Consider the following 23,113-nt stretch of genomic DNA (forward strand, 5'->3'; position numbering starts at 1 on the left):
GGCCGCGTAGGCTGAGCGCAGCGATGCCCAACGCATTAAGGTAAAAGTATCGCCGCTGGATCAAGATAGAACGCCTTCTTCCACCCCTGCAATGTACCATCAATTTTCCAGAGGTAAGGCACCAGCGTCACAACAGAATAATGCAAATGCGGCGGCTTTCCTTTGGCATTACCGGTATCGCCCAAGCTCGCAATCGTTTTACCGCTCCATACAGGCTCACCGATAAACACTGAATCTACATTTAAATGCGCGTAATAATGCACTCGCCATTTAGGCCCCAAGACTGCAACCACTTTGCCACCGCGCGGCAACTCGCCCGCAAAAATCACCAGCCCATAAGTGGTCGATAAAATCGGCGTCTCCATCTTGCCAAAAATATCAATTCCTTTATGCACACCTGATTTCCCCCAAGGCTCAAACCAAAAGGATTTTGCATTCCAATCTTTTGCAGTGGCATTTTGTACGGGGATTTTGGGGATTTCAGGCAAGAATAAAACGATTACAAAAATAACGAAGAATATTTTCAGCACTTTGCGTTTTTTGGTCATGACACTTAATGCGCAACTGATTTGGAAAACACATTCATAATTAATACGCCGATCAAAATAAAAGCCATTCCCAGCGACGCGGGAAAATCAAGTTTTTGCTTGAACACCAGCAACCCAATAACACTGACACCAATAATCCCGACTCCAGACCAAACAGCATAGGCAATGCCAACAGGAATAGTTTTTAAGGTAAGCGACAAAAAATAAAATGCCAAACCATAACCAATTAGCACGATCATTGAAGGTGTCGTTTTGGAGAACCCTTCACTCGCTTTCAAGGCCGAAGTTGCAATCACCTCAGATAAAATTGCTACACCTAAAAACAGCCAACTCTTCATCGTTATCACCTCGCGTTTATTAATCTTAAAAGATTGTCGCACCTGAAACAGAGAAGAAACAGTCTTGTGATATTTATAAAAGCCTGCGCAATAAAAAAGCCGATTCTCTCGAATCGGCTTTTAATTTCAACTATCTACTTACTCACCAAAAAACTTCTTAACCCCATCAAACCAACTCGACTGTTTCGGCGAGTATTTACCGCCTTTCATGGTAGTTTGGAATTCCTTAAGCAAGTCTTTTTGTTTGCTGGTGAGGTTGACCGGTGTTTCGACTACAACGCGGCAAAGCAAATCGCCCACTCCGCCGCCGCGTACCGGCGTTACACCTTTGCCGCGCAATTTAAAGAGTTTGCCGGTTTGGGTTTCGGCCGGAACTTTTAATTTTACGCGGCCATCAAGTGTGGGGACTTCCAACTCACCGCCGAGCGCAGCATCGACAAAATCGATGGGAACTTCGCAATATAAATCGGCGCCGTCGCGTTTGAAAATATTGTGTTCGCGCACGTGCACCTGCACGTACAAATCGCCGCTTGGCCCACCGTCTGCGCCCGCCTCACCTTCGCCGGATAAGCGAATGCGGTCACCAGTGTCCACACCTGCTGGCACTTTAACGGAAAGGGTTTTGGTTTCTTCAGTGCGGCCCTGTCCATGACAGGATTTGCATGGATCAGAAATAATAGTGCCGCGCCCGCGACAGGTAGGGCAGGTTTGTTGCACCGAGAAAAAGCCCTGTTGCATACGCACTTGACCGTGCCCGCCACAGGTTGTACAGGTAACGGGTTTGCTACCGGGTTTTGCACCTGAGCCGTCGCACGTTTTACAGCTGACGAGTGTGGGAACTTTTATTTGGACGCTGGTGCCTTTAACGGCTTCTTCCAAACTCAGTTCAAGGTTGTAGCGCAGATCGGAACCGCGCGCGGGGCCGCCGCGTCCACCGCGACCGCCGCCGCCACCAAAAATATCGCCGAACACATCGCCAAAAATATCGCTGAAATTATTAAAGCCAGCGCCGCCGCCCATGCCCGCCTGACCATCAACGCCCGCGTGACCATGACGGTCATAAGCAGCGCGTTTGTTGTCATCGGAAAGTACTTCGTAGGCTTCGTTTGCTTCTTTGAATTTTTCTTCCGCAGAGGGATCGTCCGGGTTTCTATCCGGATGGAATTTCATCGCCACGCGGCGGTAAGCTTTTTTCAATTCTGCTGCGTCTACATCTTTTTTGACGCCGAGGACTTCGTAGTAATCGCGTTTTGCCATGGTTACACCGGTATTAGAAATGTGTTTTACATTTCAGTTAATAATTCATTTGCTTCTTACATGACAAATGCGGGCAAGCCCGCATTTGTTTTTTTATCCCGTTAATTCATTGATGGGTATCGCTTACGCTATACCCATACTTGAATTATTTATCTTCTTTCACTTCTTCAAATTCAGCATCCACTACGCCGTCATCTGCTGCTTTGCTGTTGCCACCGGCTTGCTGTGCACCAGCGCCAGCATTTGCACCTGCCGCTTGTTGCTCAGCATAAAGTTTTTGCGCAAGTGAGCCTGAAGCTTCAGTCAGCTTGGTTGTTGCTGCTTCGATCTTAGCAAGATCTTCTGACTTGGCTGCATCGCGACCTTCAGTCAACGCCGCTTCAATCGCCGATTTTTCATCTGCAGTCGCTTTATCGCCCGCTTCTTTCAGGGTTTTTTCCGTTGCATGGATCAAACCTTCGAGAGTGTTGCGCGCGGTAACGACTTCAGCAAATTTACGGTCAGCATCAGCGTTGGCTTCTGCGTCTTTGATCATTTTCTGGATTTCATCGTCACTCAAACCGGAAGAAGCTTTGATCACGATGGATTGCTCTTTACCAGTGGCTTTGTCTTTCGCGCTTACGTTCAAAATACCGTTGGCATCGATATCAAAAGTCACTTCAATTTGTGGCATGCCGCGTTGCGCCGGTGGAATATCGCTCAGGTCAAAACGACCGAGTGATTTATTTTGCGACGCTTGTTTGCGCTCACCTTGCACTACGTGAATAGTCACAGCAGTTTGGTTGTCATCCGCGGTCGAGAAAATTTGCGACTTCTTGGTAGGAATCGTGGTGTTTTTATCGATCAACGGAGTCGCAACACCGCCCATGGTTTCAATACCGAGAGTCAGCGGAGTAACGTCCAACAACAATACGTTGGTAGTATCACCTGACAATACTGAACCTTGGATTGCAGCGCCGATTGCTACTGCTTCATCCGGGTTTACATCTTTACGCGCTTCTTTACCGAAAAAATCTGCAACGGCTTTTTGCACCAGTGGCATACGGGTCTGGCCGCCCACCAAAATCACGTCGTCGATTTCGCTCAAGGATTTACCGGAATCTTTGATCGCAGTTTTTACAGGCTCCATGGAGCGAGTAACCAAATCTTCTACCAGCGACTCTAATTTTGCACGAGTCAGTTTTACTACCAAGTGTTTCGGACCTGATGCATCAGCAGTGATGTAGGGCAGATTCACTTCGGTTTGCTGGCTGGATGACAATTCGATCTTGGCTTTTTCTGCCGCTTCTTTTAAGCGTTGCAGTGCCAGTGGATCGTTGTGCAAATCGATACCGGTATCTTTCTTGAAGGTTTCCGCGAGGAATTCGATCAAGCGCATATCAAAGTCTTCACCACCGAGGAAAGTATCACCGTTGGTTGAAAGTACTTCGAACTGGTGTTCGCCATCTACGTCTGCAATTTCGATAATCGAAATATCGAAAGTACCGCCACCCAGATCGTATACTGCGACGGTACGGTCGCCCACACCTTTATCCAAACCGTATGCGAGCGCAGCGGCGGTGGGTTCGTTGATGATACGTTTTACATCCAGACCTGCGATGCGGCCGGCATCTTTGGTGGCTTGACGTTGTGAATCGTTGAAGTAAGCCGGAACGGTAATTACCGCTTCAGTTACAGTCTCGCCGAGGTAATCTTCAGCGGTCTTTTTCATTTTCTTCAAAACTTCAGCAGAAATTTGCGGCGGTGCTTTTTTATCGCCTTTCACTTCTACCCATGCATCGCCGTTATCGGCAGCAACAATTTTGTACGGCACCATGGAGATGTCTTTTTGCACAACATCGTCTTTGAATTTACGGCCGATCAAACGCTTTACCGCGTACAAGGTATTGTGCGGGTTTGTGACTGATTGACGCTTGGCAGATTGTCCCACCAGAATTTCATCGTCGTTGGTGAATGCAATAATTGACGGCGTAGTGCGATCGCCTTCGGCGTTTTCAATCACTTTTGGTTTGCCGCCTTCAAGTACAGATACACAAGAGTTGGTGGTACCCAAGTCGATGCCGATAATTTTGCCCATGGTGTTGCTCCTAAAAATTGCTATGTGGTGCTAAGTGCAATTACACAAATAAAGTGCACTGAATTGTTGGTTTCTTGCCGCTATCGGCAGTTATTTTCTATATTGGCGCGAGTGAAATTAATTCAAGTCCAGCGCACCAAAAATCCTCATATTGTTTGTGGTTTCCTGTGCGCCCTTTTATTGCCAATCAGGGTGCTTTGGACACCACTACCATCGCCGGGCGAATCAGGCGACCGTGCAAGGTGTAACCCTTTTGGAAGCAGGTAAGTACGGTATTGGGTTCTACATCCGGATTGGGGACAGCAGAAACCGCTTGGTGCAAATTCGGGTCAAACGGCTCACCTTCCGGACTGACTGCAATGACTTGATGGCGAGCAAGGGCGTCGACAAACGATTTGTGGGTAAGCTGAATACCTTCAATCACTGCGGCAAAAGCTTCATTACCACTATCGATAGCGGCGAGCGAGCGCTCCAGGTTATCGACAACTGGCAACAAGTCGTTGACCATTTTTTCCAAGCCAAACTTGTGTGCCTTCTCAACATCTTGCTCAGCGCGGCGGCGGGCGTTTTGTGCCTCGGCTTGCGAGCGCAGGGATTGCTCTTTGGCAGACTCGTAGGCTGTTGCCAAGGTTGCCAGTTGCGCCTGCAGGGTTTCCAGACTGGGCTCGTTGGCAGCTTGTGTCTGCTCGGCAGCATCTTCAGTCGGATTGAGCGGCTCGGCGGTGTTTTGGATATCGCTATAGTCTTGGGTTGACACTTGGGTACTCCATCGCAGGTTGGGCGGATGCAGGTAAAACACTGATCCGCTTGAATTACTGTGGACGCTATATGGGGCTGGCGCGGGGGGATTCAAGTTTTTGTCGCCAAAGTTTTTCCCGGCCTAGCCGTAACACTAAATAAGCGCGACCAATTTGCTGGCAGCGATAGATTACTACCTATACTCAAAACAAGATTTTTTATACCGACCCCGGCGGTCACAACCCACCGAAAACCATCTTAAAAAGGCGCACAACTCAGGTGCGCAACTGTTGATTAATGCGCCAAAAGAGTGAATCCGAACCTTAATAACCATTTGGGCCGGAAAGTCGAACTTATACGTTTAAATACTATTTGACAACGTTGTCCCTTGCGCCTAAGGTCAAACAACACCTGTTTATAACTTAGCCACTCCCAGGGGGCACAATGTCACTGCGCGTCAAAATCTGGATCGTCTCTGCTCAAATTCTAATCGGCCTACTGGGAATTATGCTGATCGGCCTGTACACCGTGCGCTACACGAGCAACCAGGACAATGCTGCGCGGGTAGAGCAGTTGCTCAATAGCACTTACGCCACGGTCATTCAGATGGAGCAGATGGCCGCACGCGGCGAGCTGGATGATGAGACCGCCAAAAAAATCGCCACCACGCTGTTGCGCAACAACATCTATCACAAGTCTGAATACGTTTACGTCGCCGATGAGAAGCTGAACTTTGTTGCCGCACCGCTCGATCCACAAATCCACGGCACCAGCTTCCACGAATTTAAAGATGGCAAGGGCAACAGTGTGGGCGAGATTCTGCAAAAGGCAGTTGATAAGGCCAATGGCCAACTCGCGCGCTACAAGTGGACCAAAAAACTGGATGACGGAACCATTGAAGACAAACTCTCTATCGCCAAACTTTCACCACGCTGGAACTGGGTAGTAGGCACAGGAATAGGCTTTAACGAGGTAAATGCCCGTTTTTGGGAAACCGCCAAATGGCAACTAACGGTCTGTTTGCTGGTGATGCTATTTATAGTGGTGCCGGTGGTATTGTTTGCGCGCAAACTGGATCGCGGCCTGGGCGCTGAATTGAAAGAGGTGCTGACGCTGGTGCGCGCAGTAGCGGGCGGCGACCTGACCGAGCGCGATGTACGCCAGGCGCCGGAAGACAGTATTTACGGGTCGGTGGTGCGTATGCGCCATGCGCTGCGTGAGGTGATCGGCGGCATATCGCAAATGGTGGCGCGCCTGCACTCGATCAGCGATGACATAGTCCACAAGGCCGAAACCAGTACTGCCATGGCAGAAGACCAGAGCATCAATACCATCAAGATTGCCTCCTCGGCCGAAGAATTTAATATGCAGACCAAGGACGCAATGCAGCAGGCCAAAGTCGCTACCAACCAGACTGACCACGCCTCCAAAACTGCTACCCAAGGGCAAAAATTGATCTCCAGTGCGGTGAAAAGCTTTGTGGAAATCGACAACAGCGTGATCCAGACCCAGGGCAGCATTGATGATTTGGCTAACCGGATTAACAGTATCTCGGCGGTAATTTCAGTCATCAGCGAAGTAGCCAACCAAACCAACCTGCTCGCACTCAATGCCGCGATTGAAGCAGCGCGCGCAGGTGAACAGGGGCGCGGATTTGCGGTAGTGGCCGACGAGGTGCGCCAACTCGCCCAGCGTACAACGCAAGCGACCAGTGAAATCAGCGAAACTATTACCGCCGTGCAGAACTCCAGCCGCGTCGCCAAACAAAATATGGATGACATGGTGGTACAACTGAAAGAAGGTATTGGTCAAACCCGCCAAGGCGGTGAAATTGTGGAGAGCGTGCGCCACGAGACCGATGAAGTCGCCAAGATGGTGGCGCATATCGGCAGTTCGCTGATCGAACATGTGCAGGCGAGCAGTTTGATTTTGGAGTATGTCAGCCAGGTTGAGCAATCGTCGCTGGGCACTAAAGATGCAGCGCGCGGCACACTGATGGCATCACAGCAAATTCGTGATGCCTCCGATGAACTCAGCCGCCAACTGGAAGGTTTCCGCCTGTAATTGAACCAGCTTCGACTTGCCACTCAGACCGCAGATACTGTATAAATAGCCAGACATTTATTCTTATTAAGTGTCCGGCTATTTTATTGCGGCAACACCTGCGAGGCGCCCATGCTGACTCATCTGAACATCCAAAATTTCACTCTGGTTGACCAGCTCGATCTGGATATCAAACCCGGTATGACGGTGATTACGGGTGAGACGGGGGCGGGTAAATCGATTGTGCTAGATGCCTTGGCACTCACGCTGGGCGACCGCGCCGAAGCAGACCGGGTGCGCACTGGCGCCAGCCGCGCCGACATCACCGCCACCTTCGATACCAGTGCCATTCCCAGCGCCCAGGAATGGCTACTCAATATGGATTTGCAACAGCCCGATAACCCGCAGGAATGCCTGCTGCGCCGCCTGATCAACAACGAGGGCAAATCCAAATCTTATATCAATGGCCAACCGGTCACCTTGCAGCAATTGCGAATTCTGGGCGAGATGCTGATTGATATCCACAGCCAGCACGAGCACCAATCACTGCTGATCAAAGATACCCATCGCCGCCTGATCGACGAATTTGCCGGTCAGACCGACCTCGCCAAACAAGTCCGCCTCGCCTTCCGCGAATGGCAGAGCCGGCTCGAACACTTTATCCACCTGCGCGATAACGCTGCCGATGTGAGTGCGCGCTTCCAACTGCTCAGCTATCAATTTAACGAACTGGAACAGTTGGGCTTGCAACCGGGTGAGCAGGCCAAATTGGAGGCCGAGCAGCGCAGCCTCGCCAACGCTGAAGAGATACTGCACGGCAGCCAGCAGTTGGCGGCGTTTTGCGGCGATGACGAGCAGGGTTTGAGTGTAAACCTGCATCGCGCGCTGCATATTTTGCGCAACCTGCCTGAGAAATCGGCGGCATTGCAAACGGCGGAGGAGCTGCTGACCAGTGCACAGATCCAGGTCGAAGAAGCGCAGCATGAAATTGATCGCCATATAGATAGTTTTAACCTCGACCCGGCGCGCCTCGCTGTGGTTGAGGATCGCCTGTCAGCGATTTATGACCTGGCGCGCAAACACCGTATCCAGCCGGAAGAGCTGCCAGCGTTTATTGAGAAACTCAGTGCAGAGCTGGAGCAGTTGCAGGGTGGAGATGGCAAACTCGACCAACTCGCGCAGCAGGTTGCGCAGGCTGAAAAAGCCTATCGTCAATTGGCTGAACAACTATCAGCCAAACGCAGTAAAGCGGGCACCAGCCTCGCCAAGCAAGTCAATGAACAACTCAAATTATTGGCGATGACCAATGCCAACCTTAGTGTCAGCCTGCTCCCGCTTACCGATAAACCCGGCCCCAATGGTTTGGAAGACGTGGAGTTTTTAATCAGCACCAACCCCGGCCAAGCGCCGCGACCACTGGCTAAAATCGCCTCGGGTGGCGAATTATCGCGAATTAGCTTGGCCATTCAGGTGATTACCGCCAAAACTTCGGCCACCCCGACGCTGGTGTTTGATGAGGTAGATGTCGGTATTGGCGGCGCTACGGGTGATGTGGTTGGTCAGCTATTGCGGCAATTGGGAGCGCGCGGGCAAGTTATCTGCGTAACGCATTTAGCGCAGGTAGCGAGCAAAGGCCATCAGCATCTGAAGGTAGTGAAGACATCCAGCAAAAAGAGTGCGGAATCTACTCTGGTGGAACTGGCAGGGGAAAGCAAAGTAGAAGAGATTGCGCGCATGTTGGGAGGTTTGAAAATTACCGATCAATCCCTGGCGCACGCACGTGAAATGCTGGCGCTGTAGCAAAAATGCCGGGCGAGCAACCGTTGAAAATAAAAAGGGCGCGATAAATCGCGCCCTCAAGCGGGTAAAACAAATCAACGTTTTCTTTCATAAAGCACTAACGTTTACCGCATCTAGCACTAACTTTGTTACATGGAACAGGGTTACTTGGAAACAACTCACCAAAAACATCGCTACCTAAACACTTGCCTTTCTCGCACTAACGTTTCTTTCTCACATACAACACTAAACTGTGATCGGTCAGTTCGAAACCATACTCCGCTACGATACGTTTTTGCAAGGCTTCAATTTCATCATTATGGAACTCAATGATGGTGCCGGAATCTATATCGACCATGTGATCATGATGTTCGCCGCGCGCTACTTCAAACACTGAATGGCCGCCATCAAAATTGTGTCTCACTACCAAACCGGCGGTCTCAAATTGGGTCAACACCCGATAGACAGTCGCCAAGCCTACATCATCACCTTGTTCCATCAGCGCTTTGTACACATCTTCCGCGCTCATGTGATGCTTTTCAGAGGATTCGAGCATTTGCAAAATTTTCACACGTGGCAAGGTCACTTTAAGACCCGCTTTGCGCAGTTCGTGGTTACCGTCTGCCATTATTTCCCCCAAACCCTTCTCAGTGTTCCTGTGGTTCGGGTATTATCCGCGTTCATTTTCGTTAGTGGAAGCCCTTGTATGAAATTAGCCAGCCGTGTTTTTCTGGCCGTGGTCTTAGTCTCCAGCCTCACCGCTTGCTCCAGCTTCCGCTTTCCCGGTGTTTATAAAGTCGGTATTCAACAGGGTCACATCATCACGCAAGAGATGGTAGAGCAACTAAAGCTGGGCATGTCCAAACGGCAGGTACGCTTTGTACTCGGCAACACCTTACTGCCCGATACATTTAATGATGACCGTTGGGATTACCCTTACAGTGTACGTCGTGGGTCACAGGGTGAGATCACTCAATACCTTTACACTGTCTATTTTGAAAACGACAAGTTGGTAAAAACAGAGGGCGATTACTTGCCGGGTAAAGCTCCACTTACAGGAGAGAAATCGGAGAAATATCTGGATGATATGAACCGCGATGTACCTGTGCCTACTGAAGACAGCACACCACCGGAAGTACCTGATCCGGAAGAGCTCGAATAATCGCAAAAAGCACTCTCGGTTAATAACAACGCCCGGTCAATCCGGGCGTTTTATTTTTGATCACACTGTTTTCACAGTGGCGATTATCGACTCAGGCAGATGCGGTTGCGTCCCTCAGCTTTGGCGCGATAGAGCGCCGCATCAGCCTCTTGCAGCAATTGTTCAGCGCGCTCTACGCCCGGCCGATAAGCGGCGATACCCGCACTGAGCGTGACATTAAAGGTGCGCTGGTCAACCGTAAAACTGATATCGCGCAGACGCTGGCGCACATCTTCCATCAACACTTGCGCCTCTTCACGGCTGCAGCGCGGCAACACGGCGACAAATTCCTCGCCTCCATAGCGCCCCACCGCGTCGGTTTTGCGCAAGCGCTGGCGCAATAGATGTGCAATTGCCTTGATCACCTTGTCGCCCGCCGGATGGCCGTAGGTATCATTGACTTGCTTGAAGTGGTCGAGATCAAGCATCACCACACTTAAATTTTCTTCGCTGCGCACGGCACGGCTTAACTCGGCATCCACCTGTTCTTTAATGCGCGAATGTTTCAACAGGCCAGTCAGGCTGTCACGGTCCAGAGCATCACTCAACTGGCGGCTGCGCGCTGCTCGCACGGACACAGCAGTGATAAGTTCACGATCGCCCAGTGGCTTACTTAAAAAATCATCGCCCGCGCGCCCCATGGCCACCGCGCGCTTCTCCACATCCTGTTCCGAAGACAGGTAGGTGATAGGGACGCGCAGCCAATCCTGATTGAGACGAATGACCTGTGCCAATTCAATGCCGTTGCAGCCGGGCATGTTGATGTCAAGCAAAATGAGTTCCGGGTGAAAATCCTGCAACACCTCAAAAATTTCATTGGGGTTATTGCTCACCTCGGCACGGATATCGGCGGAGTTCAGCACCAATTTATAGTGCTCGGCCAGCGCCATGTCATCATCGATAATCAATACCCTGTAAGGCGCGCTACGATGGCGATCGAGATAGTATTCAAAGCAGTCGACCAAGCGGATGATATCCAGCGGCTTAACAAAATAACCCACCGCACCCGCACGCACGGCCGCGTGATAAGCCTCAAAATCCGTGCGGGTAGACACAAAAATCACCGGCACAGGCGTGGGTAAATTCTGCTGTAAAATCGCGACCGCCTCAGGGGTTTCACGCCCCTCTTCAGTGAACACAATGTCGCAGATCATAAAATCCGGCGGGCGTCGCAGCACTTCAACCTCGGCAGCGGCGATAGTGGAAAAGTGCACGACTTGATGACCGAAGTGACGCAGGCTCATGCAAACTTCGTCGGCGACATCAGGGTCGTCCTCTAGCACGTAAATCAGGGTATTGGTCTTCAACGGGGCACTTTGCGATACCAGTGGAGTCTTTTTGGCGCTATCGCCCTGTGCCTGCCCATCCAGTGCAGCAACGGCAACCGCAAAGACGCGCAACATACCCATATCCAACTGATTAGCCGCCAACCATGTCTGTGTTTGCAGCTCCAGTTTCTTTGCTTGTTTGCCGAGGTCGGGAAAACCAAAACTACCTGCCGAACCCGCCAGTTTGTGCAATTTCTGATTGAGTTTCTCGAGTGCATCGCGCTGGAATTCGGGCTGCGCCAAGTCGCTAACCAGATCTCGCAACGACTGGATTTCGGCAGGTAAGCGCGCCGCATAATCGTCGCGTAATGCCTGAAGTTTTAGCGCAATTTCAGCATTTTTATCCATGGGTAACCGATGCCTGGAAGACAGGGGAAATTTTATTGTCGTTTTTGCGCAAGACCTTTCGGCATCTACCATACCGGGATTTTCCGCAGTCTAGTGTGAATAATAGGTGTGAATCCGGTGTTTGGCCAATCAAATGGAATAACGCCAACGCGCTTTTTTGCACCACAAAAAATTTATTACCGCCTCGCTCCGCCCGACAAAAAATCCCCGTCTATACTCACCAGAACAGACTTAACCCCTATCTCCGCTGTCAGCTATTTGGAACCACATGCTCAAACGAATCGCAGTCAAAGATATCCAGCTCGGCATGTTCATTTGTGAATTTTGCGGTTCCTGGATGGAGCATCCCTTTTGGAAAACCAAGTTTTTGCTCACCGACGAAAAAGACCTGCAGGCAATTCAGGCCAGTGGGATTAAAGAGCTGTGGATTGATGTCACCCAGGGTGCCGATTTAGATAAAGCAGTCCCAGGAAAAACAGAAGAAGAAGTCGCACAAGAAACCGAAGCGGTACTGCTTGAGGCGGAAAACACCCAGGGCAGAGAAAAAATATCGCTTGAAGATGAAATACAAACTGCCGCCAAACTCTGCGCCAAAGCCAAAGAAGCTGTGATTGAAATGTTTAGCGATGCCCGCATGGGCAAAGCGATTCAAATCGAGCAAGCAAAAGCATTGGTAGAAGAGATTTCCAATTCCGTTATGCGCCAACCGCACGCATTGATCAGCCTGGCGCGGCTGAAAACTGCCGATGAATATACTTATATGCACTCGGTTGCGGTGTGTGCGCTGATGATTGCCCTTGCACGCCAATTAAACCTTGAAGAGGAAATGGTGCGCGAAGCCGGTTTCGCCGGACTGTTGCACGATATTGGCAAAGTCGGCATTCCTATGAAAGTGCTTAACAAGCCGGGCAAACTTACCGACAGTGAATTCGCTATTGTGAAATCGCACCCGGAAGTGGGCGCCAAAATTTTAATTGAAAGCTATCAGGTCAGCCCTATGGTGCTGGACGTCTGCCTGCATCACCATGAAAAAATGGACGGCACCGGCTACCCACACGGACTCAAGGGCGAGACCATCAGCCTCTATGCCAAAATGGGTGCGGTCTGCGATGTCTATGATGCAATTACATCCAATCGGCCTTACAAAAAAGGTTGGGCACCCGCCGATTCAATTCGCAAAATGGCCGAGTGGAGCAAGGGGCATTTTGATGAAGCTGTATTCCAGGCTTTCGTCAAAACCGTAGGTATTTACCCCACAGGTTCACTGGTGCGCCTGGAAAGCGGGCGGCTCGCGGTCGTGGTAGAGCAGCATGAAACATCGCTGCTCAGCCCGCGTGTAAAAGTGTTTTACTCGGCCAAAACCAAAATGCCGATCATCCAGGAAACACTGGATCTGGCCAAACTGGTGGGTAAAGAAAAAATTATCGGGCGCGAATCGCCCGACGACTGGGGCTTTAAAAATCTCGATATGCTGTGGTCGGGCATTAGTTAGAAAATCACTGTGTTGCCCGCCCTCTATTGTCTTAACCAGATATCGCGCAGCTCCTGCGCCAGCGTCATAGGGTCAAAAGGTTTGGCGATAACGCCTACCGCTCCCAAATTGAGATAACCCTCCACTTCCTGCGGCTGCACCTTCGCGGTCATAAATACTACCGGTGTCGTCGCCAATTCGGGAAACGCGCGCAACCCCTTAAGCGTTTCCGGGCCATCCATACCCGGCATCATCACATCCAGCAATACCAAGTCAGGTTTAAACTGCACAGCTTTCGCCAAGGCATCGCTGCCGCAATTACAGGCTTCGAGTGTAAATCCGTTGATAGTTTCCAATACCATTACGGCGATGGCCTGAATATCCGGGTCATCTTCAACGTACAAAATGCGGGTTAATTCATGATCCATTACAGTTACCTGATTAATGTAGTTAACATGGGTTTTTGTGTTGCTACCCGATCGTATTCACGATTGGAAAACGCGCAAAAAAAGTGGCGCCCTGACCGGGTTCTGATTCAAATCCAATAGTACCCTGCATGCGTTCGACAAACGCCTTACTGATCGCCAAGCCCAAACCCGTGCCACCTCGCTGGCGCGAGTCGGATGAATCTGCCTGTGCAAATTTTTGAAAAATGCGTGTGCGAAATTCGTCGCTCACACCGGGGCCGTGATCAACAACAGCAACGTCAACCCGCTGTTCGTGCGCAACCACATGAATTTCCACTTGGCCATTAGCGGGTGAAAACTTCACGGCATTGGAAATAAAATTCGCCAATACCTGCTGCAATCGCTGTGCATCAACATTCACGCTCACATTGGTAGGCTGTGCGTGCAGCACTAAACTCACACCGAAAGTATCCGCGTACGCTTTATTCGCCTCCAGCGATTGCTCAATGATTGGCAAGAATGGTTGCACACGCATATCAAAAGCCATTTTTCCGGCCAATAGCTTTTCCATATCCAACAAATCATTGATCAACAGTGTTAAACGCTGTGCATTTTTATTGGCAATAGCCAGCATATTTTTCATATTAAGTGGCAAGTCGCCCAGCACACCGCTAACGATCAAACCGAGCGATCCAGAAATTGCCGTCAATGGTGTACGCAATTCGTGGCTGACCGCAGAGACAAATTCATTTTTCATTTGCTCGATGCGTTTGCGCTCGGTGATATCCTGAATAAACGCCCAAATATGTTGCTCGCCACCGGGTGCGTTGATTAACACTCCATTCAACAAGATCGGAATTAAATGACCATCCCTATGAATATATTGTTTTTCATAGGGACCGTAGCGCCCACTGCGCAATAAATTTTGTAACTCATTTTTATCAGACTGTGCATATTCAGGCGGGGTGAGCGCCATATAATCCATATGCAAAATCTCGTCGGCACTGTAACCAATCATGCGTACAAATTCGGGGTTGCACTCAATAAAACGACCATCGGCAAAGTTGTTCGATATAATCGCCACTGGTGCCTGATTGTAAAGTGTCGATAATTTTTGTTCGCTTAATTGAATTGCAGTGCGCGCCTCTTCGGCGACGGTGATATCCCAGATAAAACCATCGATATATTTCAGTTCATCATTTTCACCATAAACACCGCGCCCCACTTCTTCAACCCATCGCCAGCTAGTGTCGAGGCGTTGTATGCGATAAATTACATGGAAGGTTTCTTTGCGCGCTAAGGCCTGCTGTACTTTTTCATAGACTACCGGCACATCATCGCTATGGGTGATATCAGTCATACTAAGTGAATCGTCGATAAACTTTTCTGCCCTATACCCGGTTAATTGTTGCACCGCAGCGCTCAAGTACAACATGGTCCAGCGCGAATCATTTTCGCAGCGATACACAGCGCCGGGAAAATTACTGATCATGGTTTGCAAACGCTCTTCGTTTTCCTGTAATCGAATGCGCGATGTGTGCAACTCCGTCACATCGCCATGCGTACCCGACATCCACAGAGGTTTGTTTTCGGTATTAAAACTAACAACACGACCGCGTGCAAACACAACAATCCAGTGGCCAAGCTTATGTTTCATCCGGTACTGACATTCATAAAATGTCAGCTCACCGCGGAAATGTTTATCCAACTGTTCCTGCGCAATCGGCAAATCATCTGGATGGGTTAATGTAAGCCAGGTGTTGATGGAAACCGGTGCAAGTTCGGCGAGGTTGTAGCCGAGCATCTCCGCCCAGCGCGCGTTAAAAACAGTTTCACCCGTTTGCACATTCCAGCGCCAGGTGCCGAGGTTGGCGCCCTTGAGCACATCGTCTAAATTTTCACGCTCTTGTGCGAGCGCGAGATTGGCTTCACGCAGCTGCAACAATTGCATCACCTGTCCAGCCAATAATTTCAGCGTAGACAATTGCAGTGCGCTGAGTTTGCGTGGAACCCGATCAATAATGCACAGGGTTCCCAATGCATAACCGGCACTAGTTACCAAGGGCGCACCCGCGTAAAACCGGATATAAGGATCGCCCAACACCAGAGCATTGTCGTTAAAACGATCATCGAGCAGAGCATCCTCAACTACTAACAAATCGTCTGGTGTAAGTATCGCATGTGCACAAAATGCGAGATCGCGTGGCGTTTCCTCCGCATCCAAACCAATACAACTTTTAAACCATTGGCGGTCGCGGTCGATTAGCGAAACTACTGCAATGGGAACTTCGCACAGGGTCATTGCCAACTGCGCAATATCGTCAAAACTCTGCTCGCGCCGGGTATCCAGGATATCCAGCCGATGCAAGTGAGCGAGCCTCTCATCTTCGTGAATTGATAATGGGGCTTTCATCGCGCTGCTCCCACTGAATCCGCCGCTAATTTTTCCAGGGCTTGTGCAATAACATCTTCCAACTGGCCATTGACAAGCGGTTTTTGTAACCAGAACACATGTTCCCGGGAGACGAGTGATGGCAGACGTTTTTTTCCTTCATCGACCGCACCGGTGATAATAATAATGGGCAATTTTTTCGCGCCCTTGCGCTGGTAGGATTCCTGCTGGCGAATGTGCTCCACTATCGCAATCCCATTCATATCCGGCAGCTGCAAATCGAGTGTGACCAAATCGTAATCACGCAATTGTAAATGCTCCAGCGCCGACTGCCCGGTCGTAGCGCAATCGACATCGTATTTTTGTGCAGATAATGCTGTGACTAACACCTCTGCGGTTTCAGCATCATCTTCCACTACCAACAAATGCGGTTTTATTTTTTGCGGTTCCAGGCGTGTTGATGGAATTTTTTGCGTTGCATCTTCGCAGGGTAAATCAAAATAAAAACTGGCGCCTTTGCCTGGTGTGGATTCCACCCCCACCGCCCCGCCCATGCGCTCAATAATTTCTTTGCAGATCGCAAGCCCCAAACCGGTTCCGCCTTTTTGACGTGTATCCGATGAATCGGCTTGGGAGAATTTTTGAAACAGGCGCGATCGGAAATTATCGGGCACACCAGGGCCTTTATCGGTGACGGTGACACGCACGCTGCCGAAGTGGATATCCAGCTGGATAGTGACCACATCATTGAGCGGTGAAAATTTCGCAGCGTTGGACAAATAATTGGCGAGCACTTGCAATAAGCGCTGATGATCGACAGATACTTTTACATCGCTGCCGGGTAGTAATTTATAAGTGACGCCGTATTGCTGGGCAAAAGCCGCATTGGATTCGATACTTTGCCGGATCAGCGGCAGTAACATTTGTTGTTGAATATCAAAATGCATTTTGCCCGCAACCAATTTTTCCATATCGAGCAAATCATTGACCAGATGGATCAAGCGCTGCGAATTATTGTGCGCAATCTGGATCATACGCGCCGACGAGTCGGGTAAAGTTCCCGCGAGGCCATTCACTAAAATCCCCAATGCGCCGCTGATCGCGGTCAGCGGTGTACGCAGCTCATGGCTGACGGTGGAAATAAATTCATTTTTCATTTGATCAATGCGTTTTATTTCGCTGATATCGCGCGCAATCCCCAAGTAGCCGGTAATCTCCCCCTCCGCATCGCGCAGCGCCGACACCGTCAGCAGCACCGGAAATTGGCTGCCATCTTTGCGCACATAGTGCCATTCGTTTTCATCGTCGCTGCCCTCGCGCGCCTTGGCGATAAACACATCAAACCCGGGTTTGACTTCATAACCCAACTCACACGTCAAATGCTGCGCGCGGGCGATAACCTCGTCGGACAAATGGATAAGCGCAGGCGTTTGTTTATCAATGATGTCGTCAGCGCTATAGCCCAACATCATCTCCGCACCATGATTGAAGGTTTTGATCGTGCCGGTGGGGTCGGTTGAAATTATCGCCACACTGGCAGCATCAAGGATCGCTTTGCGCAGTGAGTTGGTTTCCTTCAACTGCGATTCCGTTTGTTTAAGCGGTGTGATGTCGGAGACATAGCCATGCCAGAGTACGCTGCCGTCTTCCAGTTTTTCCGGGATCGATTCTATGTGTGTCCAAATCATGCCGCGCTGCGGATGGTTAATGCGCACGGTAGCCACCCAGGGCGTGAGGTGGGCGGCGGAATAGGAGACGCTTTCGCCCACCCAGCCCACATCATCCGGATGAATCACGCCAAAGACTTTACTCGCCGATATCGCCACATCCTCCGGGCTCACGTCGTAAATGTTTTTGATCCCGGGGCTGGCGTAGGGAAAAAATGAACTGCCATCGGGGCGCAGTTGGAATTGATAGAGAAAGCCAGGCAAGCGCTCGCTGAGTTTTTGGAAGCGCTGCAAAATATCTTTTTTCTCGGCATCCTGTTGCCAGCGTTCAACCACCGAACTGATCCAGCGCGCCAGCAGGCGCACAAAGTCCCTGTCGAGTGCATCGTACTGGTGATGGCGGGTTTTGCGCGAGTTGAAGCAGAGGGTGCCGTAAATCTTACCACCCACCCACAAAGGGGCACCTATATAAGTCTCAACTTGGGTCAACAAATACGCGGGGTGCTGGCGAAAGTTGCTCGCCGGAATATCATCTTCCGCCACTACATCCTGCTGGTTTACCGTGAGGCTACAGTAGGTTTTAGCAAGCGGGCTGACGAGCGGAGCATCGCGCTGCCCCTGAGCGGAAAACTGCATATGGATGCGAAACTCATCGCCATCAATCTGGCTGATGATGCCGTTGCTCAACCCCAGATAGCGCGCGCCTAAACTGAGTGCACGACGCAATTGTTCATCCGGGTCAACGGCTGAGAGCGAGGCAATTTCATTGAGCGAGTGGAGCGCAGCCTGCTGGCGAATACTGATCAGCTCGGTATTTTTGCGCTCGGTAATATCGGTGTAGACCCCCAACATCAGCGCCGCTTTGCCACTCTCAGTCCACTCCACTACTTTGCCGCGGGTGAGAATCCACTTGTAGCTGCCATCGTGGATTTTGAGCCGGTATTCATTTTCGTACATGGGCGTTTCGCCTTTTATATGGCGAATAATGTCGCTGTAACTCATACGTTTGTCGGCGGGGTGGACGCGGCTCATCCACTCGTCCAGATCAAGCGAGTTGGGCGACTCGGGCCCAATGCCGCATAGTTGACGCCATTCGGGTGAGAAGCGGGCTTTGTCGTTCGCTATGTCCCACTCCCAAAAGCCCGAGTCACTGGAGCGCAGCGCCAGAGCCAAACGCTGACGCGCCTGCTCACTGACCGCGTGCTCTCCGCGCAGCTGTTCGCCGTGCTGCTCCACCAGGCTGCGCAAATACCGGCGATTGAAGCGGATGAAAGCCATCAGCAGCAAAAGTGCGCACACCAGTGCCGTCATCCACTTGGCGATCACCCGCTGGCGGATAGATAAATAATCTTCATAGGCCGGGGTGATGTCGTTCCAAACCAGCATGGCCAAACCCGATTGCTGCACTGGCAGCCCCGCCTGCTGCAGCGGCCACCAAGAGGCGACGTAAGTCCTACCTTCGTTGTGCAGCAATTGCCCCTGCTGGTTGATAGGGATCATGCCCCGGCTCCACCAGTTATGGAGTTGCGGGTCAGTCGTGTCCTCCAGACGCCAGTCATCCACCGTGGTCGGGTTCTGCTGGTTGAGCTCCTGCCGGGTCTGCTCCCAGAGTATTTGCTCAACCGCCGCCTTGCGCAGAAATACCGCCATCTGAATGTCTGACTGCAATTCTTCAGTCTTCTGTGGCAGCGATGACATACCCACTTCCAGCACTGCAATCACTCCACCGGTTTTATCAGCCTTGGCAGTGACCGGCAGAATGGCGCGATAACCACTCCCCTGACGGGCGACATCAACACCCCAGGTGGGCACGCCGGAAGTAAAGGCATTAGTGATGAGCGGGCGCAAACCGCTTAAACTGTCGCCGTAGCGATCGGGGCGGTGCATGCGCAAAAAGTTCACCGCACCAGGGGCAAAATACACACTCAATTGCCGCACGCCCAGCGCTTCCATCCCACTCCAGTAATCGTGTAGATGCTCTCGCAGTTCCTGCCTGAGCTGACGCAAATGTTCGGCACCACTAGTGCCCTCTTCGGCAACAAATACCTGATGCGCCCCGCGCAATTTGTCGATGACCTGATGATCGCCACCAATCAGCTGCGCCAATAACATGGCCTGTTGGGTCAGGTCGCGTCCCGAGGTTTCCAGATGGTTTTTTTGGGTTTGGGTATTCCAGCTCAGGCGCTCATGCCATACCTGCTGATGAACACGTAGATCGGCCAACATAAACAACACAAATACAGCCGCTAAACCCAAGGCAGAAAGCCAGGGCAGCCAGCGGTAAAGGCGTTTGTAATTCAGTGACATGAAGTCTCTCAAGCATGTTGTTATAGCGACTGCTGGGCACCAGCAAAGACGCAGTATTACCCCAGTGTAGTGCAAATTTTTAACGGAGCAGGTCGGCTATCCGGTTGATCAACTGATCAACCGGGGGAACACACAAGGAGAGAGATGGAGGAGGGATTAATCAGTAGCAGAATTATCTGTTTCGTTAAGTGCAGCGTCAGGTTTAGCGCTATCGGCTTTTTCCGCCCGTTTGCGCCGTGCGTCTTTCGGGTCAGAGGCGAGCGGGCGATAGATCTCGACGCGGTCACCGGCATGCAGGACATGCTTATCGGCGCTGTCCATACCCTTGGTACCCAGAGACTGTCCAAAAATACCCATCTTGGCAGTGGCAATATCCAGATCAGGAAAGTGATCGGCAATTTTGGAGCGCTGTACCGCACTCAACGCCGTGGTACCCGGCTCAACCAAAAGTGCGATAATTTTTTGCTTGTGCGGCAAGGCGTAAGCCACTTCTACCCGGATAAGATCAAAATCGGCCATGCTGTCTGTCCATCAAAATAAAAGAAATCGAAAATAAACTACAAAAAGAATTACTGGTAAACCTGCTTGGCGCGCGCACAGAGCGCATCTACTTGTTTATTGCTCACCCCTTCAAACAACTTGCCCACCGCCATACCCAAGAGACGGTTTTGCAATTCAAATTCCAACTCAAAAGTCACCTTACACGCCTGCTCGCCCAAGGGTGTAAAACGCCAGACGCCGCGCAAGTACTTAAACGGGCCATCGACCAGATTCATGCTCATGCTGTGCGGCGGCTGCAACTGGTTGCGCGTGACAAAACTCTGGCTTACACCCGCTTTACTCAGCTCCAGGCGCGCCTCTAGCCAATCATCGCCACGCGCCAAAATTGTCGCCCCAACACAGCCATCCATAAATTGCGGATAGGCTTCAATATCGTTGATCAACTCAAACATTTGTGACGCGGAATAATTCACCAACGCCGATCTCTCTACCCGATGAGCCACTTTTTACTCCACCACGATTTACTCTACCAACACCGCACGCAATACGGGAAAAATCCCGTTGTACAAAATTACCAACACCGCGATGGGCGAAATAAATTTCAGCACCGGGCGCCAGAGGCGAAACACCAGGGCGGATTCAAATTTTAAATCGTGCAGGATAATCTCATCGCGCAGTTTCCAGCCGGTAAACAGCGCGATCAATACTCCGCCGAGCGGCAGCATAATATTGGTAGCGATAAAGTCCATGCTGTCAAAATAATTCTTGCCCCATAAAAACTGCAGCTCCGACCAATCATTAAATGAATAGACTGAGCCCAGACCGATAAACCAGGAAATCGTCCCCAGCAATAGGCTCGCGAAAATCCGGTGCAGCCCAAAACGCTCATTCAAGTAGGCGACCCCCGGTTCCAGCAGCGAAATAGTCGATGTCCAGGCCGCCAGAATCACCATCACAAAAAATACCGAACCGATTACCAGACCTGCACCCATATTGCCAAAGGCGACCGGCAGGGTCACAAACATCAAGCCCGGCCCGGCGCCGGGACTAATACCGGGGGTGGCAAACACAAAGGCGAAGATAGCGACACCGGCTACCAAGGCAACGAGGGTATCCAGGATCGCGACTATCACTACCGTCTTGCCCACCGATTGGCTGCTCGGCATATAAGCGCCGTAGGCCATGATCGCGCCCATACCCAAGCTGAGGGTAAAGAAGGAGTGACCCATGGCAATCTGCGCGCCCTCCCAGGACAAATCCTCCAGTTTAAAACTGAACATAAAACGCAGCGAGGTGACAAACTCACCTTCTTTAATGGCGTAACCCAACAGAATCAGCAACAGCACAAACAGCAAGGGCATCATCCAGCGCACGGCCGACTCAAGGCCACGCGTAACGCCGAGCGCCAGTACCGCGATAGTCATCGCGATAAATAATGAGTGCCACTGCAGCATCAGATCGCTGTCGGCAAGCAAACCATCGAACAGGGCTTGCGATGTCTCACCCGTCAGCCCGGCAAATTTTCCATCCAAAGCCGCCAGTGCATACTCGAGGGTCCAGCCCGCAATCACCGAGTAGAAGGATAAAATCAGCAGCCCTGCCAGCACCCCCATCCAACCTATAGTCGTCCAGCCCTTGCTAGCTCCGGCGTGCTCGCAGAGTTCAGCCGTTGCCATAATCGGGTTGGCGCGCGCTCGGCGGCCCATTAAAATCTCCGCCATCATGATTGGAATACCAACCAGTGCGATGCACAGCAGATACATCAGCACAAATGCACCACCGCCGTTCTCGCCGGTGATATAGGGAAACTTCCAGATATTACCCAACCCCACAGCGGAGCCGGTCGCGGCCAAAATAAAACTGCCGCGCAATCCCCAAATAGTGTGTTGTTTAAGTGGCTTCACGCGCTGCTCCTCTATTAACCCTGATTGGGCATCGTTATTGTTGGTTAAGCACAGATCGCACCAGACATAGCGCGCTAGAATAATATTCGACGGTGAATTGTACCTAGATTGGCGCAACCGTATAAGCCCATGCCATAGGCTCTGCTCAAGACAGCAAGCCTATATCAAGACAGAGCGCGGGCTTTGCCGATATAATGCCCGCCCGTTTGACGACATACCCTGAGTAGTATTGAGTTCATGGCCAAAAAAGCGCAAAAAAACCAAGGCAGCACTATCGCCCTCAACAAAAAAGCCAAGTTCGATTACGAACTGCACGACCGTTTTGAAGCGGGCATTGCACTCACCGGTTGGGAAGTCAAAAGCCTGCGCGCGGGTAAAGGCAATATCACTGATTGCTACGTGGTGTTTAAAAATAACGAGGCCTGGTTGCAAGCTGCCCAAATCCAACCGCTGCTAAGCGCGTCCACGCATTTTGTGACTGACCCTTTTCGCAACCGCAAACTGCTGCTCAATCGCCGCGAGATTAGTCGCCTGCAAGAAGCGGTAGAACAAAAAGGCTACACAGTAGTGCCCACCGCGCTCTACTGGAAAGAACATTTGATTAAATTGGAAATCGCCATCGCCAAGGGTAAACAACTGCACGATAAACGCGAAACTGAAAAAGAACGCGATTGGGCGCGCGACAAACAGCGTCTATTCCAAACCGCCACCAAACGCGATTAATGTTTCTGCAGATCTTACAAATTAAAGCGTTATAAATAAAAATGCCGGTATTGTTTGATACCGGCATTTTTTTTCCCGTTTTTC

Annotated in this window: 18 protein-coding genes; 5 read left to right on the forward strand and 13 right to left on the reverse strand. The window is 50.9% G+C overall.

Going from position 1 to position 23,113, the window contains the following annotated elements; translation table 11 throughout:
* Nucleotides 1–35: 35 nt before the first annotated feature.
* From J2X05_RS16625 to grpE, 5 genes are all read right to left on the reverse strand, one after another.
* Entirely contained in the window at nucleotides 36–548 is a 513-nt protein-coding gene (locus J2X05_RS16625) for a M23 family metallopeptidase (protein WP_310074589.1), read from the reverse strand.
* A 5-nt stretch (nucleotides 549–553) separates the two neighbouring features.
* Complete coding sequence (locus J2X05_RS16630) at nucleotides 554–886, reverse strand: DMT family transporter (RefSeq protein WP_310074591.1); 333 nt, start codon at nucleotides 884–886, stop codon at nucleotides 554–556.
* A gap of 138 nt (nucleotides 887–1,024) precedes the next feature.
* Nucleotides 1,025–2,143 carry a molecular chaperone DnaJ gene (gene dnaJ, locus J2X05_RS16635; protein WP_310074593.1) on the reverse strand — a complete coding sequence of 373 codons (1,119 nt, stop codon included), beginning with the start codon at nucleotides 2,141–2,143 and terminating at the stop codon, nucleotides 1,025–1,027.
* Nucleotides 2,144–2,288: 145 nt separating this feature from the next.
* Nucleotides 2,289–4,220, reverse strand: coding sequence for a molecular chaperone DnaK (gene dnaK / locus J2X05_RS16640; protein WP_310074595.1), 1,932 nt, complete (start codon nucleotides 4,218–4,220; stop codon nucleotides 2,289–2,291).
* Between the two features lie 187 nt (nucleotides 4,221–4,407).
* On the reverse strand, nucleotides 4,408–4,977 hold the full coding sequence (gene grpE, locus J2X05_RS16645) for a nucleotide exchange factor GrpE (RefSeq protein ID WP_310074596.1): 570 nt from the start codon (nucleotides 4,975–4,977) through the stop codon (nucleotides 4,408–4,410).
* Nucleotides 4,978–5,402: 425 nt separating this feature from the next.
* Between grpE and J2X05_RS16650 the strand changes: the two genes are divergently transcribed.
* Together J2X05_RS16650 and recN are read left to right on the forward strand one after the other, a co-directional pair.
* Nucleotides 5,403–7,022 (forward strand): methyl-accepting chemotaxis protein, encoded by a 1,620-nt coding sequence (locus tag J2X05_RS16650; RefSeq protein ID WP_310074597.1) that lies wholly within the window; start codon nucleotides 5,403–5,405, stop codon nucleotides 7,020–7,022.
* Between the two features lie 111 nt (nucleotides 7,023–7,133).
* Nucleotides 7,134–8,801: a DNA repair protein RecN gene (gene recN, locus J2X05_RS16655; RefSeq protein ID WP_310074598.1), complete on the forward strand. Its 1,668-nt coding sequence runs from the start codon at nucleotides 7,134–7,136 to the stop codon at nucleotides 8,799–8,801.
* 199 nt (nucleotides 8,802–9,000) lie between these two features.
* Here recN and fur read toward each other — a convergent pair whose 3' ends face one another.
* Nucleotides 9,001–9,408: a ferric iron uptake transcriptional regulator gene (fur, locus tag J2X05_RS16660; protein WP_310074599.1), complete on the reverse strand. Its 408-nt coding sequence runs from the start codon at nucleotides 9,406–9,408 to the stop codon at nucleotides 9,001–9,003.
* Nucleotides 9,409–9,486: 78 nt separating this feature from the next.
* Here fur and J2X05_RS16665 point away from each other — a divergent pair, with 78 nt between their 5' ends.
* Nucleotides 9,487–9,942 carry an outer membrane protein assembly factor BamE gene (locus J2X05_RS16665; protein WP_310074600.1) on the forward strand — a complete coding sequence of 152 codons (456 nt, stop codon included), beginning with the start codon at nucleotides 9,487–9,489 and terminating at the stop codon, nucleotides 9,940–9,942.
* Nucleotides 9,943–10,025: 83 nt separating this feature from the next.
* On the opposite strand, the gene J2X05_RS16670 is transcribed toward J2X05_RS16665, so the two are convergent.
* Nucleotides 10,026–11,657, reverse strand: a complete 1,632-nt coding sequence (locus J2X05_RS16670; protein WP_310074602.1) for a diguanylate cyclase — start codon at nucleotides 11,655–11,657, stop codon at nucleotides 10,026–10,028.
* A gap of 268 nt (nucleotides 11,658–11,925) precedes the next feature.
* Here J2X05_RS16670 and J2X05_RS16675 point away from each other — a divergent pair, with 268 nt between their 5' ends.
* On the forward strand, nucleotides 11,926–13,149 hold the full coding sequence (locus J2X05_RS16675; RefSeq protein ID WP_310074603.1) for a cyclic di-GMP phosphodiesterase: 1,224 nt from the start codon (nucleotides 11,926–11,928) through the stop codon (nucleotides 13,147–13,149).
* Nucleotides 13,150–13,172: 23 nt separating this feature from the next.
* On the opposite strand, the gene J2X05_RS16680 is transcribed toward J2X05_RS16675, so the two are convergent.
* The 6 genes from J2X05_RS16680 to J2X05_RS16705 form a co-directional block, all read right to left on the reverse strand.
* Nucleotides 13,173–13,556, reverse strand: coding sequence for a response regulator (locus J2X05_RS16680; protein ID WP_310074604.1), 384 nt, complete (start codon nucleotides 13,554–13,556; stop codon nucleotides 13,173–13,175).
* Between the two features lie 43 nt (nucleotides 13,557–13,599).
* Complete coding sequence (locus J2X05_RS16685) at nucleotides 13,600–15,948, reverse strand: PAS domain-containing protein (RefSeq protein WP_310074607.1); 2,349 nt, start codon at nucleotides 15,946–15,948, stop codon at nucleotides 13,600–13,602.
* Entirely contained in the window at nucleotides 15,945–19,901 is a 3,957-nt protein-coding gene (locus tag J2X05_RS16690; protein ID WP_310074609.1) for a PAS domain S-box protein, read from the reverse strand. The genes J2X05_RS16685 and J2X05_RS16690 overlap by 4 nt, the downstream gene beginning before the upstream one ends.
* Before the next feature lie 156 nt (nucleotides 19,902–20,057).
* Complete coding sequence (locus J2X05_RS16695; protein ID WP_310074610.1) at nucleotides 20,058–20,420, reverse strand: RnfH family protein; 363 nt, start codon at nucleotides 20,418–20,420, stop codon at nucleotides 20,058–20,060.
* Between the two features lie 50 nt (nucleotides 20,421–20,470).
* Nucleotides 20,471–20,905: a type II toxin-antitoxin system RatA family toxin gene (locus J2X05_RS16700; RefSeq protein WP_310074612.1), complete on the reverse strand. Its 435-nt coding sequence runs from the start codon at nucleotides 20,903–20,905 to the stop codon at nucleotides 20,471–20,473.
* An 18-nt stretch (nucleotides 20,906–20,923) separates the two neighbouring features.
* Nucleotides 20,924–22,306, reverse strand: coding sequence for a sodium-dependent transporter (locus J2X05_RS16705; RefSeq protein WP_310074614.1), 1,383 nt, complete (start codon nucleotides 22,304–22,306; stop codon nucleotides 20,924–20,926).
* Nucleotides 22,307–22,543: 237 nt separating this feature from the next.
* On the opposite strand from J2X05_RS16705, the gene smpB reads away from it, so the two are divergent.
* A complete protein-coding gene (smpB, locus tag J2X05_RS16710; RefSeq protein ID WP_310074616.1) occupies nucleotides 22,544–23,029 on the forward strand; it encodes an SsrA-binding protein SmpB in 486 nt (161 codons plus the stop codon).
* The last annotated feature ends 84 nt before the right edge of the window (nucleotides 23,030–23,113 follow it).

This window comes from Cellvibrio fibrivorans, assembly GCF_031457055.1.
GTDB classification, from domain to species: domain Bacteria; phylum Pseudomonadota; class Gammaproteobacteria; order Pseudomonadales; family Cellvibrionaceae; genus Cellvibrio; species Cellvibrio fibrivorans.